Consider the following 13,686-nt stretch of genomic DNA (forward strand, 5'->3'; position numbering starts at 1 on the left):
GCCGCCGCAGGGCGGTGGGAATGCCCCTTTCACCGTCCGCGTCGCCCGCAAAGGAGAAGGCCGGGTCGCCTTGGAGCGGCCCGGCCTTCGGAGGACTATTCGGCCGCTAGGCTGTCGGCCTGGACCGGGTGATCATCCGGGGATGCGACCTCGCCGTTCTGTGCGGGCGGATCGCTCGCGACGGCGGTCTCCACGGCGGCGACCTCGGCTTGGTCGTCCGCTTCGTCCTGGCTTTCCCGGACGGGGGCCTTGGTGCGCAGCAGCGGCGGGAGCCAGGAGACGCGCACCAGATCAGGCTCGGCGGCCGTGACCAAATCGCCCTTCTTCAGGCCCGAGAGCCGTTGGGCGGTGTCGGCCGAGACGCCTTCGGCGACGGCGGCCAGGACGTGGCCCTTGGTGACGCGGCTCAGGTAACGCTCGGCCGTCGGCTTCCAGAAGGCTGTCATGTCCAGGGCCGTGGCCGTGGCCAGGGTCTCGGCATGGGAAAGGCCCGCCCGCCGCCCCGAGAAGCTGCGGACCGCATCGAGGGTGCGGGCCACGCAGAAGGCCAGGAGGCTGGCGCGGCTGTCGGTGTCGAGGCCGACGACGAACGCCCACACCTCGTCGTCCTTCTCGGGCATCTGTCTTGCCCACTGGTCGTAGCGGCTTTCGAGGGCCTCATAGGCGGGGCTTGTTTTCACCCCCTCGCCGTGGTCGGGCAGGAAGGCCGAGGAGGCCTTGATGTCCAGGCACGAGGCCCAGGGCGCGTGCTGGAAGGTGGTGAGCGCAAGGGCGTGGGTGAGGCAGACCAGGGCCAGATCGGGGTCGTTGGCCAGGGCCAGCCGCAGGCCCGCCGTTCGGTGGGCGGTCAGCTCGGCGATGAGCTTGGCCGATAGGGGGGCGTTGGCGGGACCGTCGGCTTCCTCTTCGGCGGCCGGGGCGGCGCGATCCTCCCCATCCTCGTCGTCCTCCTCCTTGGGCGTGAGGATGACGTCCTCGGGGCGGACGAAGCCGCGATCGATGCGCACGACACCGTCATAGCTCAGCACCACGAGGGCCCCGGCGCGGGCGAGGTCGTCGGGGGCGTAGGCTTCCCTGGCGTCGCGGGCGAGGTCTTCCTCGATGGCGGTCAGGCGCGCCTCGACCTCGGCGGGGAGGTCTTCGACGCCGCCCCAGGTTTCGCTGAGGTCGCCATACTCGGCCCGAAGGGCCTCACGCTGCGTCGCCCGTTCGGCCGTGAACTCCGGCGCCTTGGGCCACACCCGGGTCAGGCCGTGGCCGTGGGGATACTGGAGATGCTTTTCGCACCACTTCCAGCCCTCGGCGGCGACCTCATCGACGATGGCCGACAGCTTCTCATCGACGAGGCGATCGACCAGGGCGACATTGGACAGGTAGCCGCCCCGGTCGTCGGCGAAGAGGTCGCGGACCACGACGCCGCCAGCGGCCAGATAGGCCTCCAGGCCGATGAAGTGGACCCGGCGATCGTCGGCCATGACCGTGGTCTCGGTCATGGCCCTGCGGATGCTGCTGGGGTGGGCGTCGCGATGGGTCTCGAAGACTTGGAGCTGGCGCGCGTGGTCCTCGGTGGCGGCGAAGGCCATCAGCTGGTCGAGGGTCAGTTGCTCCTCGCGGTAGGCCTTGATCAGAGCCGGCGCCACGGCCGACAGACGCAGGCGCTCGCGGACCACGGCGGCGGTGACGCCGAAACGCGCGCCGATGGCTTCGGCGCCCCAGCCTTGGCGCTCGGAGAGGTCCTTGAACGCCCCGAATTCGTCGGCGGGCGCCAGCGGTTCGCGGCCGATGTTCTCGTCGAGGCTGATCTCCACGGCGTCGTTGGTCTCGTCCACCAGACAACGCACTAGCGCGCCGCGCGGGATCAGCTTGCGCTTGGCCAGCAGGCGCAGGGCGAGGCGGCGGCCTTCCCCGGCCGTGACCAGGGCGTAGCCGGTCTCGCTGCCGTCCTCGCCGCGTTCGGGCCGAACCACCGGCGGCTGGATGATGCCCTTGGCCAGGATCGAGGCCGCACGCGCCTCGATGACGGCGGGCTTGTGGCCGCCCTTGCGGACGTTGTCAGGCGAGGCCTTGAGCTTGCTCAAGGGATAGACGCGTTCTTCCCCGGAGCGGACGGCGCCGCCGTCGGTGATGATAAAGAACTTGGCGGCGACGACGTCCTGGGCGGTCTCTTTGGCGGCTTGACTGGAAGCGGACATGACGGTTCTCCCGTAGGGTTGGGGGCAGGCGCGGGTTGCGCCTGACCCCTGCCCGTCGGCGAGACCGGGGGGGCAAGCGGAGCGGCGGCTTCGCGGGGACCCGGCTGCAGCCGTCGCCGCGCTCGAAGCCCTTCACCATGCTCGCGCCCGCGAAGCTGGGCGGAAGCCGTTGCGAAGTGCGCGGGGGGGCAGCGCCCCCAAGCTCGCGGGCGCGTCAGCGTCCGCAGGCAAGGACGCCGCTCAGCGGCGCCGGCGCGGGCGCCGGCCTGATCCCTCGGCATGTCGCCGGGCGAGAGCTTTTGGAGGGCGGTACTTGGCGGGAGGGGCCTGATGGGTGAAGCTTCGCCATGAGCCAGGCCTTCACCACTTTTTGCCATCGGGCTGACAAGCGCTTCCACGAAGCCGATTGCTGGAACAGGTGGTTCGGGGAAGTGGCGCGGGCGCGGGCCGACTTTGCCGACTATCTGTCCAAGGAAGCCTATTGGGAGTCGCTCGGTAACGAGACCGCCAGCATGAGCGTGCTGGCCACGGCTGCGGTGCGCGCGGGCCTGCTGGCGACAACCGAGACCGTCTGCTGGAAGCATCAGGTCGACCATCGCAAGAACTTCAGGGGCGGGCGCTTGGATCTGTGGGTCGCCGACCCCGGATTCCGTCGGGCCTGGGCCTTCGAGGCCAAGCAGGTCAATTGCCGCCCAGGAACCCGCGAGGCGACGATCGCGGATGCCTATGCGAACGCTCGGTACGACGCCTGGGATGTTCCCGAGCACGAAGGCGACCGCTTCATGGGCCTGTTGGTCGTCACCCTGCCACAGGATGGCGACACCGCGCCCCTTCACAAGCGGCTGGTCGCCTTTGCGCGTACCGCGCCGGACTTTGCCTGGGAGGTTGGTGGAGGGCCGCGCTGCAAGCCGGCCTTCATCTTCATCGGCGAGGCGATCAAGCGGCCGAAGCCCTCGGCTCGCCGCCAGGCCAAGTAGAGCGCCGAGCGCTCAGACGGGCAGGGCGGTTTGCGAAACCGCCGCGTTGGTCGCGGCCGCGTCGAAGCTGGAGACGGTCACGCCCAGCAGCCGCACCCCGGTCCGCAAGGGGAAGACGGATCGCACGAGATCCTGGCCAAGCCGGCGAAGCCGTTCGGCCTCGATGATCGGACCGGCGATCGAGCGGCTGCGGGTGGCCTGCTGGAAGTCGGCGTATTTCACCTTCACGGTCACCGTCCGTCCGAAGGTCCCAGCCTTCTCGCACCAGGCGAAAACCTTGTCGGACAGGGCCGCGACCTCGGCCTCGATGCGCGCGGTATCCAGCAGGTCGGTCTCGAAGGTGGTCTCCGAGCCCGAGGACTTGCGCGCGCGATCAGGATTGACCGGTCGATGATCGATGCCGCGGGCGATGCCGTAGAACCAGGGACCCGACTTACCGAAGTGCTCTTGCAGGAACGAGAGCGACTGGCGATGGAGATCCTCGCCGGTGTGGATTCCAAGGCGTTTCATCTTGGCGGCTGTGACCTCGCCGACGCCGTAGAAGCGGCCGATCGGCAGGGTCTGGACGAAAGCTTCGCCCCGGCCCGGCGCGACCAGAAACTGGCCGTCCGGCTTGTTCTGGTCCGAGGCCATCTTGGCGAGGAACTTGTTGTAGGAGATGCCCGCCGAGGCGGTCAGGCCCGTCTCCCGACGGATCCGATCGCGGATGATCCGCGCGGTCTGGGTCGCGGTTTCGATCCCGGCCTTGTTACCCGTGACGTCGAGATAGGCTTCGTCAAGCGACAGGGGCTCGATGAAGTCGGCGTAGGACGCGAAGATGCCGTGGATCTGGCGTGAAACCGCCCGATAGACTTCGAAGCGGTGCGGCACGAAGACGAGCTGGGGGCACTTGCGTAGCGCCGTGCTCGAAGGCATGGCCGAGCGCACTCCAAATCTCCGAGCTTCGTAGCTGGCCGCGGCGATCACTCCTCGTGCGGCCGGCGAGCCGACCACCACGGGCGTGCCACGCAGGGCCGGATTATCGCGCTGCTCCACCGATGCGAAGAAGGCGTCCATGTCGATATGGATGATCTTTCGAGGGGGCGACTCCATCGTGCGTCCACTCTAGTGGGGTTGGAACGAAGTGGGAACAAAATCTTCCGGTTGGCGACGCCGTCAGCTTGGCGGGGCCGCTGGACTAATCGCTCGCCAGTAGGACCAGGGTTTGGCGAGCACCAGTTCCATCAGAAACCAGCCCTCGTTACCTTCGAAAGCTGGCACCTGGTCGGCATCGACGAAGGTGACCTTCGAGCGCAGCGCCCGGGGGCCGCCCTGGAAGGTGAAGTAGAGGGTCCGTACGACGGACTTTCCATCGACGACGTCGGTGCAAGTGTGGCGGGTCAGCTTCTCGACCGCGCGACGATGGGGCCGACCGGGCTTGGCCACCGGGACGGACGGGACGCGCGGCATGGGGGGGCTCCTGGGGGCGCCAGATGTCGACCGGCGAAGGTGCGTTCCTCAATTGTTCTGGTCCTTTGCCTCCCCTTGAGTCAATCGCGCGCCGGTCGAGCGCCCGGATCAGCGATCGGACAGGGCAGCGCAGGCGTCCTCGATGTCCCAACCGCGCGCCTTGGCCAAGGCCAGAACCCGTTGAAGGCGAGGGCCATTCGAGGTCATGTCGGAGCAGCTTTCGCTGGCCCGCCAGAGGCCCGAGAACAGGATCGCCATGGCCCCGACCATTGAGATCAGCGCCGGTTGGACGGACTGGTGGCCGAGGTGGGCGAAGCCGGCGACGATCAGCAGGAACAACAGGTAGCCGCCGCCCATGGTCATGACGGCTAAGGCCATCATCATGTCGCCGACTGCGACCATGCTGTTGGCCTGAACCTTCCGTAGCCAGCGAAGTCGCCGCGCCAGGCGGCCGATCCGTAACTCAAGTAGATAAGCTGTGAGTAAAGCCCGCCTCTTGCTGAACGCGGCGACCACGGCATCGCCGGTGCCGTGGACGATATAGGCGGCGATAAAGGCCGTCAGGATCAGGTTGGCCGTATATTGGATCACGTCGTTCATTAGTTGCACCCGCTTTTCAGTTTCGACTGGTCGTGCGGATCGCGCCGCTCCACCTGTCTGACCGTCTCACTTTCGGCGGGTGGTTGGGCTGGTTGCAAGCGGCTGGCGTGAGTTGGCATTCTTCACGTCAAGGCGCGGGCCTTCATTTCGGCTGGGCCAAAGTGCAATTGGAGTGACAACCAGCCTGGAAGGCCAACATGCCCGTCGCCGCCCTGACCGCCATCATCCTCAGCTGCACCGCCCCGGCCGTCCATGACGGCGACACCCTGCGCTGCGATGGTGAGCGCGTGCGGCTGTTTGGCGTCGACGCCCCGGAACTTCGCCGCGGACAGACCCCGGCCGAGCCTTTCGCCTACGAGGCGCGCGACGAACTGATCCGCCTGACCCGTGGCCGGGTCGGCTGCCGTCCGGTCGAGCGCGACCGCTACGGGCGGGTAGTGGCCAAGTGCTGGTCGAGTACGAGCCCGGACGTCAACGCCGCCCTGATCCGCTCGGGCCTAGCCACGGAATACAAGCGCTACAGCAAAGGGCTCTATGCGAAGGCCGAGGCCGAAGCGCGCTCGGCGCGACGCGGCCAATGGGCCGCGAGCGCGCGCTGATCAGGCCAGGCCGCCGGCCTAGCCGAGGTTGAGATGGCCGACAGCTGGATGCGGCGAGCGGCGAATGCCGCCCCGACGCCACGAAAAGAACTGTTCAGCTAAGTTGAAGGCTAGGTAGGCGCAGTTCTGGCGCGAGGCCGCATCGATGGCCGGCGTCGTAAGCGAAAGGTCGTAGGCGCGGCCGATGGCGGGGGCATCGGCACGCTAGGATGCGGGGGCGGGTCGAAGAGAGCGTGCCTGACGATCCTGCTGGCCGCGACCTGTGCAGCGCTCATTATCTTGGCTGGTGTGGCCAGGTCGATGACCTGGACGTCATAGCTTTCAGCGTACTTGCGCGACGGGTCAGAGATTTCCGCACTGGTGATTATCCAGAATCGGTCGTCCCGGCGCGTCAAACCGTAAGCCCCGAAGCGTCCCCGGCGGCCGATAGCCAAGACCTCTATCGCCCAGTGTGGGATCAGGTCCAGGATGCAGGCGACAAACGCCCTGGGGATATTCTTGTCGAGGGGTTTGGCGGGGGAGAGCTCCTTCAATTCTACCCCCACCAACGGCGGCCCTTCGATCATTCGTATTGGCGCGGTCCGGGCGGCTTCAGCGTCGTGGCGCCAAACCACGGAGACGTCCATTTCATGCTCGACGCTGCTAGAGCCGACGAACTCCAGGCTGTTGTGGATCTCGACGGTCTGTCCATGGATCTCGGCGGCGAAGAAGCAGGGCTGGCCTGCCGGGACGAGCTTGGGATCGACCAGGTGCCCAGGGCCGCCTCGAAGGATGAACGGACCCGTCAAGGGATAGCTCCTGGAGTCGCGTGCGCTTACCTGCGCGCGATGGTCGGCAAGTGCCTGGGCCAGGCTGAAGAGCACCAGGCCCTCGAGCGCCTTGCCGGAGCCTGCCTTGATGTCGGGGGCGACGACCGCGAGTTTGGCGGCCGCGGCTTTCAGGGCGGAGATCATTGTGGGGCCGACCCCGTGCGGGCCCGCTGACGGGCGTCTTCGAGCTCCAGTTTGAGGAGCTTGATCATCGCCTCGAGCGCCTCTCGGCGCGCCGGGCTCGTCAAGCCGGCGGGGTTTTCTGCCGTGTCGCCCTCAATGCGGATGTCGGTTACGCCCAGATGCTCGGCGACCTCGGCGAGGGCGGTCGTGGCTTCAAGTTCGAACTTCAGGGGCGCCAGCAGGGTCTCGAACACAGTATCGAATTGCGCCTCGACCTCGATCAGGCGCAGGTCCTCCGCCGTGCGGTCGGCCTGCGGCATGGCGGCGATCGCCACGCGGCTGGGCAGCACGAAAGCGCCCAGGGCGCTGTCCTCCAGCGCGTCGAGGATCTCCTCAAGTTCAGGGACGGGCTCGGCCAAATCGCCGCTCCTCCTATTGGTCGATCGGTGGTCGGCGTTGATAGCACGGTCAAGCTTGGGGCCAAGCGCGGGCGAGGGGCTGGCCTTGTCGGGTCCCCGCGGCCTTCGCCGCCCTAGGTCACCTGGCCCTCGGGCTCGGCGCCGGCCGTGCCGGCCTGGCTGGTGACCTTGGCGTCAGTGTCGATCTTGAAGATCTCCTTGGCGTTGTTGGAGAGCCAAGCGGCGACGCGGTCGGAGAAGGCGCCCGCCAGGACGCAGGCAAAGGCGAAGCCCATGACGTTTATGTCGCCGGCCTGCAAACCGGCGAACCCGCCGCCGATGATGGTCGAGCCTGCGCCGAGCACCATGTAGACGCAGAGGGAAATCAGACCGCCCAGGGCCAAACGGCCGGAGAACTCCGAGCTCTTGGAGATGTCGAAGTTGTTGTTCGGGTAGACCAACAGGATCAGCGTCACCAGCAAGGATCCGAACACGCCGGAGGATATGGCCAGCAGGATCTGGATGCAGAACGGCGGCAGCTGCAAGGCGAAGGCCAGGAGCGGCAGGTTCTCGCGAATGGACGTGATTTCGCTGAACACTGACACCAACGCCTCATAGCTGACCGGCTGAGGCGTCGTGTCGGTCTTGGCGTTGGGCTCTAAGAGGGCCTCTAGTTCGCGGTTGACGGTGTCGGCGTTTTTGTCTCGCTCGAACTGCAGCCCGCGATAGGTGTCGATGGCGTGGAGGTGGTCGGCCATGGCCTTTTCCAGGCGGGGGCTGTCGGGATCGCCGGGGTGGGCCTTTGCGCAGTTGCGCACCGCCTGGGCGAGCTCCAGCTCCTGATCGACATTGAGGTCGGGCGTATTGGTCATCGGGCATGACCAGGCCGCCGGGGTGGTTCGCGCCAGCTCCCGGATCCGGCGACCGGTCTGGAGGATGTCGGACGCTGTTGCCGAACCGTCGTCGACGATTTGCATGAGCGTGGCCCTTAGGGCGGTGCGCTGCCGGGCGATTTCGTCCGCATCCTCGATCTGGCTGCGATTGAGCTCGAGGAGTGCCTGGGCTTCGCTGAACCCCATTGGCTTGCCGGTGTTGGCCTGATCGAGATTGTCGATCGCCCGCTGCTGCACCGAGCAGACCACCAGCAGCAAGATCTGCACGGCGACGATGAAGAGGCCAAGGGCGGGGCTGTAGATCTCCTTGACGAAGGTCAGGACTCTAGCGGACGCCCCGGCGGGCCATAGCGTGCTCTTCATGACCTTCCCCCGAAGGTTGGAAAACCGACCGGTTATGAGATCGCCGCCGACTTCCCCGCGCCGGATCAATCCGGGCCAGCTACAAGTTACACCTGACCGAACTCTCCAAAAAGAGGAGCGGTCTAGAATTTGTGATTTTTAAGAGAGTCGCGCGCCCGGCTGCTGGACCGTCGTGACAAGCGGGGCGGCAGCCACTTCGCGCGATCCGAGGCACGGCTTTTCAAGGGCGGTTTCGAGTTTGTCGATCGGTCGGATCGCGCAGACCTGCAAACCGTCAACAGCTAACCGGCGCCTTCGCAACCGTCCTTCTTCCCTGCCCATCAAAGGCTTGGCTGTAAACCGCTGGCCCAACTGCGCCGAACAGCGAGGTGTGTGCGAGCGCACACAACAAGACCCCATTGACGAAGGCTCTCGGTCCCACCCTCATAACGAAGTGGCTCCTCGCATTTTCTTTTTTGCTGAGGAGACCGTTCGTGCCCAATCCCCTGAAATCCAGTCCGCCGGCGCCGATCCAGGCGCCGGGCCCGGTCCAGCCGCAGCCGAAGGATCGGCTGACGGTTTCGCTGTGGGAAGGGAAGGTCGAAGGCGTCGGGGGCGGGGTGGGGGTCGTCTACCAAGTCGTGCTGGTCATCGCCGGGATCTGCGCGCTGTCCCTGGTGCTCGCCCACCTTCGGGTCGCGCCGGATGTTTCGTCAAACCGGTCCTTCGACCGCGCCGCCGCCAATGCGGCGGCGCGCCGGGGCGGGGCCCCGCCCAAGGCCGGCGGGGACGTCTGTCCGCGCGCGGATATCGCCCGGTTGGTCTAGGCGATGGCCACCCGGGCGGGCGCGAGCTCCAGGTCTTCGTACTCGCCGACCTCCAGGCCGCGCTTTTCGACCTCGGCCCGGGTGATGATCTCGGTCTCGTAGGCGCGAGCGACGAACACCCGCAGGCCGCGATAGCGCTGGCCGCGCTTGGCCGAAAGGGTCTCGGTGCGGACTTCGGTGCCGTAGAGGTTGGCGTTGAGATAGAGCAGGCCGGGCTTGAGGCCCCCATCAGCCTTGGTCGCGGCCTCGGCGGTCATCTCGTCGAGCTGTTGGTCGATTTCTTCCTTGGTCATCAGGCGGCTCTAGGGCGATTCCCGCGCCGGGATCCGCCTAGACACGCGGGCGGGCATGATGCCGTTTCTGCCGTTAAGCCGGGGCCGCCTCAGCGACCCCAGAACACATGAACTTCGTCGTGGGCGGTCTTTATCGTGAAGACGTCGCCGCTCAACTCCGCATCCCGGGCCATGGCCTCGTAGTCGATGTAGAGGCGCAGGTTCTCCGGGATCGTGGTGGTTTCCTCGGTGAACGCCTGGAAGCAGTCGGCCAGGCTCTCGAACACCCCGCGATAGCTGTCCTCCAGGGCCTCGCCCGCCTGCTCGATGTCGCCGCCGAAGTGGGCGGCCAGCATGGCGCCCAGCTTGCCGCGCTCGCGCAGGAACGCGCCGATCGCAATCACCTTTTCGATGCTGGCGTACTCGGCGATCTCCAGCCCGCCAAAGTCCTCGTAGTCGTGGATCGCGTATTCCTCGGCCATGGGGATGGGAGAGGCCTGCAGCATCGCCTTGATCGCCGCCCATACCGCGTCCCCGTCATCCTCCACTTCGATCCAGACCCCGTGAAGGAATCCGGCGTTGTAGGCCGCCAGGCAGGCGACATAGATGCAGGGCTCCAGGGTTTCACCGGCCTTGGCCATGGCTTTCCTCCTTTGAGGCAGGGGTTCGCGATAGAACCCTTGCCCGTCGGCGAGACCTGGGTGTGCAAGCGGAGGGGTGGCTTCGCGGGGACCCGGCTGCAGGACGGCCAACGGCCGGCCGAAGCTGGGCGGAAGCCGCTTCGAAGCGCGCCGAGGGCGGAGCCCTAAGCGGTGCGCGCTCACTTGTGAGCGCTCCATGACAATGAAGCCGGCAAGGAGACCGCGCGCAGCGCGTGTCGGAGCGTCCGCGTCGAGCGGCCGGCGGCCGGCCAAAGCCGGCCCGCAGGCGGCGCGCCCGTAGGAGCCGCGAGCGGAGCGGCGCGGGCCCGCCAGGGGCCGGGCGCGGCGGGACCGAGCGTGACCGCTGGCCGCTCTCTTTATACATGGCGACCCCGAGGGGGGCGATCTGCCCGGTGGACTTTCTAACCTGGGCGGCTTGATCGCTCGCTCCGATTGCTCGTCAATGCGCCGCCGAAGGGGAGCGGGCATGACGGAAGAGAGCGCGGCGTTGGCGATCGACCTCCATATCGGCGCCCTCGTGCGCGGCCATCGCCGGGCGAGCGGCATGTCGCAGGACGAGCTGGCCCAGCGGCTCGGCGTCAGCTTTCAGCAAATCCAGAAATACGAGAGCGGGGAAAATCGTATCTCCACCGCAAAACTGGTCCAGGTCGCCCGGGCGCTGTCGATCCCGATCGCGGCCTTGTTCGAGGGGCTGGACGGCGATGATCTCACGGCCGATCCGCTGGCCTTGTTCTGCAAGCTCGACGGCGCTGCGGACTTCATGCGTGGCGCCCTGGCCATGCCCCCGGCCGTCCGCAGCGAGATCTTCCGGCTAGGCAAGGCCTGGACCGAAAGCGACGGTTAGGTTGTCTGGGAGGCATTCCGGTCAAGCGAGGGACCACGCCAAAGCGTAGTGATTAACTGGAAGTTTTACGCTGGGGCGCTATATGTAAGAGGCCTGGACGTTGCCGCGTCCAGGCCTCTTGGTCTTATTGGGTCAGGAAGTAACTAGCAAAGCTCTGGATGGCGGGAATGACGCCGATCAGAGTAACTAAGACACGGATGGCGTTCATATCGTCATCCGTGATCTTGGGTCTGGAGCTGTCAAAGCTCAATCTAACATGCATTTCAAAGTTCATTGTCGACACTCTACATGGTCGTTGCGCGTGGCATCCACGCGCGAGCGTTCGTCACGCCTAAGGCACAGGTAGCGCGCCGGGTGCTGACTTGCAAGAACTCGGGCGAATCTTTTTCTTGAGCTGTGGCGATCTGTGTCGATGAGTGTTGTGTTTATTGGATTTGGTTCACTAAATCAAACCGCCAATCCAGTGATTACGATTTTTATTGGTGTAAAAAATCATCTGGAAAAACCCGAGCTAATTTCATCGATAATTTTCGTGATCATAAAATGGTTCACCAGCAAGATCGCTGTGATTATCCTTCCTAGAGGAAGGAATTATGAGGCTGTGGAAAATGCCTCGATATGGAAGGCGAAAACAAATGATCCGATTATGGATGCCCAAATAGCGCTTCCGTAATTATCGCGGTGAGTTTCCTATTTGATTTTCGCAAACAAAAAAGGACGGGAAAAATCCCGTCCTTAAATAGGCGTCCTCGCAATGGGCGTCGCGATGAACGTCGTCCTCAGGCCTTTTTCGCGCGCGCCTTTGCGGGCGGCGTCTTGGCCTTGCGTCCGCCTTGGCCCAGGCCCAGGGCCTTGGCCATGGCCGAACGGGCCTCGCTATAGGCCGGCGCCGTGGTCGGGTAGTCCGCCGGCAGGCCCCACTTGGACTTGTATTCGGCTACGGTCAGGCCCTGGGTGGTGAGGTGGCGCTTGAGGGTCTTATAGGGCCGCCCGTCTTCGAACGAGATCAGCGCGTCAGGGGTGATCGACTTGCGGATCTGGGCCGGGGTCGGCTTGCTGACTGCCTCGGGCGCACTGGCGACCGGGGCGTCGACACCGGCCAGGGCGTCGTGCGTCGCGCGGATTAGCGCGGGCAGGTCGCCGACCGCGATCGAGTTGTTCGCCACGTAGTTGGCGACGATCTCGGCAGTCAGTTCGATAATTTTGGTGTCGCTCAATTGACGTCCCTCTCGATTCATCAGGCGGTGTCAAAATATAAATGGTCCCTGGATTTGATCAAATCCACTCAGCATCTGCCCAGTGACTAGAATGGTGGCGAGCAAGCCATTGGCGAGTTTCGCCCGGCGCGGTCCGTGGGCAGGGCTTCGATCTCCGCGGACATGCTGTCGCGCTGTTGGAGAATGATGTTCTTTCTCCGGTGGCGGAACTTCACTGTTGGCTCGTCTTTCTAGTGGATCCCCATTTGGAGGCCGCCGTGCCGGAACCCGACGCCCCGCATCCCGTCGACCTTCATGTCGGCGGCAAGATCCGGCTGCGCAGAAAGCTGATTGGCATGAGCCAGGGCGCCCTGGGCGATCGGCTCGGCCTGACCTTCCAGCAGATGCAAAAGTACGAGCGGGGGGCGAACCGTGTCAGCGCCTCCAAGCTCCAGGCCATCGCCGTGGCGCTGGGGGTCAAGGTGAGCTGGTTCTTCGAAGGTCTGGGCGATCCGACCGCGGAGCGGTGCGGGGAGGACCCGATCGCCCGGACTATGGATCGTTTCCTGGCGACCGCCGAGGGCTTCGAATTGGCGCGGGCTTTTCCGGGCGTGCCTGCTGGGCAACGTCGCAGCATTGTCGCCCTGGCTCGAAGCCTGGCCGAAGAGGACGGCAACACCCCAGCCCTGCAATCCTGAACGATGGCGAGGCGCCTGACACGGCCAGCGCGGGTTACTTCGCCGTTGGTGCAGCGCTCTTCCTCTTAGCATTGGTTCGCCGGGGCAGTTGAGCTGGCGGCGGTTCGGGCGCGACCTTGGCGTGTTCGGCCAAGGCTTTGGCGCCGATCGCAGCCTCCGAGAGCATCCACTCGATCCGTAGGAGGCGTCCGGCCAGGATGTGATGGACCAGCGCCGGGACGGCCATGCCGGCGGCGAGCGCGATCGGCGCGGTCTGGACGATATCGCGTAAGGCAGCCAGCTTCTCGCCGGTCAGGGTCGGAGCGAGCAGTGAGGCGGCGCTCGTGAAGATAAGGCCCAGGATCGCCGTCCTGCTGGTGCTCCGGTCAAGCAACTGCGCTTGCGTTTTAACCCAGCGAGCCCGTGCGGCCAGGGCGTCCCATCGACCAGGGGCCATGTGCTGCACGGTGGTCCACTCCTGGGTCCAGGCGGCGTCCAGCTGTGCGAGCATGGCCGGCTCGGGGTTACTCATCCTCAGGACGATCGTGCCACCGCTCAGGACAGTGTGGACTGCCATGGCCACACCGCCGGCGACGTAGAGCACGAGACCAGCCCATCCGACCCAGATGAAGGAGGCGGGTAGATATTTGCTGGCGGCGACGGCGCCCAGCCCAACGAGCAGGCTGATGCCGGCGCCGAAGGTGAGGTTGGAGAGCCAGCGGTCGGATGCATAGGTCGGGAATAGGGGTGGAAGTCCGCGGGCCAGCTCGAGCAGCGAGGCGGTCCGCACTGGAGGCGTTGAGTTAGGCTGCGTCGTCATCGGACT

At 65.8% G+C, this 13,686-nt stretch carries 16 protein-coding genes; 5 read left to right on the top strand and 11 right to left on the bottom strand.

What is annotated here, in order from left to right; translation table 11 throughout:
* Positions 1–95: 95 nt before the first annotated feature.
* Positions 96–2,192 carry a ParB/RepB/Spo0J family partition protein gene (locus tag C1707_RS08380; protein WP_101714377.1) on the bottom strand — a complete coding sequence of 699 codons (2,097 nt, stop codon included), beginning with the start codon at positions 2,190–2,192 and terminating at the stop codon, positions 96–98.
* A 347-nt stretch (positions 2,193–2,539) separates the two neighbouring features.
* Here C1707_RS08380 and C1707_RS08385 point away from each other — a divergent pair, with 347 nt between their 5' ends.
* Positions 2,540–3,169 carry a hypothetical protein gene (locus C1707_RS08385; RefSeq protein ID WP_101714378.1) on the top strand — a complete coding sequence of 210 codons (630 nt, stop codon included), beginning with the start codon at positions 2,540–2,542 and terminating at the stop codon, positions 3,167–3,169.
* A gap of 12 nt (positions 3,170–3,181) precedes the next feature.
* Here C1707_RS08385 and dinB read toward each other — a convergent pair whose 3' ends face one another.
* The 3 genes from dinB to C1707_RS08400 all read right to left on the bottom strand — a co-directional run bounded on the left by dinB (position 3,182) and on the right by C1707_RS08400 (position 5,218).
* Positions 3,182–4,261, bottom strand: a complete 1,080-nt coding sequence (gene dinB / locus C1707_RS08390) for a DNA polymerase IV (RefSeq protein ID WP_101714379.1) — start codon at positions 4,259–4,261, stop codon at positions 3,182–3,184.
* 63 nt (positions 4,262–4,324) lie between these two features.
* Positions 4,325–4,618, bottom strand: a complete 294-nt coding sequence (locus C1707_RS08395; protein WP_101714380.1) for a hypothetical protein — start codon at positions 4,616–4,618, stop codon at positions 4,325–4,327.
* A 108-nt stretch (positions 4,619–4,726) separates the two neighbouring features.
* Complete coding sequence (locus C1707_RS08400) at positions 4,727–5,218, bottom strand: hypothetical protein (RefSeq protein WP_101714381.1); 492 nt, start codon at positions 5,216–5,218, stop codon at positions 4,727–4,729.
* Positions 5,219–5,415: 197 nt separating this feature from the next.
* Here C1707_RS08400 and C1707_RS08405 point away from each other — a divergent pair, with 197 nt between their 5' ends.
* Positions 5,416–5,817, top strand: a complete 402-nt coding sequence (locus C1707_RS08405) for a thermonuclease family protein (RefSeq protein WP_101714382.1) — start codon at positions 5,416–5,418, stop codon at positions 5,815–5,817.
* A gap of 110 nt (positions 5,818–5,927) precedes the next feature.
* Here the strand turns inward: C1707_RS08405 and C1707_RS08410 are convergent, their stop codons facing one another.
* The 3 genes from C1707_RS08410 to C1707_RS08420 form a co-directional block, all read right to left on the bottom strand.
* On the bottom strand, positions 5,928–6,770 hold the full coding sequence (locus C1707_RS08410; protein WP_101714383.1) for a hypothetical protein: 843 nt from the start codon (positions 6,768–6,770) through the stop codon (positions 5,928–5,930).
* Positions 6,767–7,168, bottom strand: a complete 402-nt coding sequence (locus C1707_RS08415; protein ID WP_101714384.1) for a hypothetical protein — start codon at positions 7,166–7,168, stop codon at positions 6,767–6,769. The genes C1707_RS08410 and C1707_RS08415 overlap by 4 nt, the downstream gene beginning before the upstream one ends.
* Positions 7,169–7,281: 113 nt before the next feature.
* Complete coding sequence (locus C1707_RS08420) at positions 7,282–8,472, bottom strand: hypothetical protein (protein WP_164467308.1); 1,191 nt, start codon at positions 8,470–8,472, stop codon at positions 7,282–7,284.
* 404 nt (positions 8,473–8,876) lie between these two features.
* Here C1707_RS08420 and C1707_RS08425 point away from each other — a divergent pair, with 404 nt between their 5' ends.
* On the top strand, positions 8,877–9,209 hold the full coding sequence (locus C1707_RS08425) for a hypothetical protein (RefSeq protein WP_101714386.1): 333 nt from the start codon (positions 8,877–8,879) through the stop codon (positions 9,207–9,209).
* On the opposite strand, the gene C1707_RS08430 is transcribed toward C1707_RS08425, so the two are convergent.
* Positions 9,206–9,502 carry a hypothetical protein gene (locus tag C1707_RS08430; protein WP_101714387.1) on the bottom strand — a complete coding sequence of 99 codons (297 nt, stop codon included), beginning with the start codon at positions 9,500–9,502 and terminating at the stop codon, positions 9,206–9,208. The genes C1707_RS08425 and C1707_RS08430 overlap by 4 nt on opposite strands.
* 89 nt (positions 9,503–9,591) lie before the next feature.
* Complete coding sequence (locus C1707_RS08435; RefSeq protein ID WP_101714388.1) at positions 9,592–10,122, bottom strand: antirestriction protein ArdA; 531 nt, start codon at positions 10,120–10,122, stop codon at positions 9,592–9,594.
* A 487-nt stretch (positions 10,123–10,609) separates the two neighbouring features.
* On the opposite strand from C1707_RS08435, the gene C1707_RS08440 reads away from it, so the two are divergent.
* Positions 10,610–10,987 carry a helix-turn-helix domain-containing protein gene (locus C1707_RS08440; RefSeq protein ID WP_164467309.1) on the top strand — a complete coding sequence of 126 codons (378 nt, stop codon included), beginning with the start codon at positions 10,610–10,612 and terminating at the stop codon, positions 10,985–10,987.
* Between the two features lie 779 nt (positions 10,988–11,766).
* On the opposite strand, the gene C1707_RS08445 is transcribed toward C1707_RS08440, so the two are convergent.
* The gene (locus tag C1707_RS08445; RefSeq protein WP_240633891.1) at positions 11,767–12,204 is read right to left on the bottom strand and encodes a Ros/MucR family transcriptional regulator; all 438 of its coding nucleotides are present in this window, start codon (positions 12,202–12,204) and stop codon (positions 11,767–11,769) included.
* Between the two features lie 257 nt (positions 12,205–12,461).
* Between C1707_RS08445 and C1707_RS08450 the strand changes: the two genes are divergently transcribed.
* A complete protein-coding gene (locus C1707_RS08450; RefSeq protein ID WP_240633892.1) occupies positions 12,462–12,881 on the top strand; it encodes a helix-turn-helix domain-containing protein in 420 nt (139 codons plus the stop codon).
* Positions 12,882–12,915: 34 nt separating this feature from the next.
* Here C1707_RS08450 and C1707_RS08455 read toward each other — a convergent pair whose 3' ends face one another.
* On the bottom strand, positions 12,916–13,680 hold the full coding sequence (locus C1707_RS08455) for a hypothetical protein (RefSeq protein WP_101714391.1): 765 nt from the start codon (positions 13,678–13,680) through the stop codon (positions 12,916–12,918).
* Between the last annotated feature and the right edge of the window lie 6 nt (positions 13,681–13,686).

The sequence above is a fragment of the Caulobacter flavus genome (genome assembly GCF_003722335.1).
In the GTDB taxonomy this organism is placed as follows: domain Bacteria; phylum Pseudomonadota; class Alphaproteobacteria; order Caulobacterales; family Caulobacteraceae; genus Caulobacter; species Caulobacter flavus.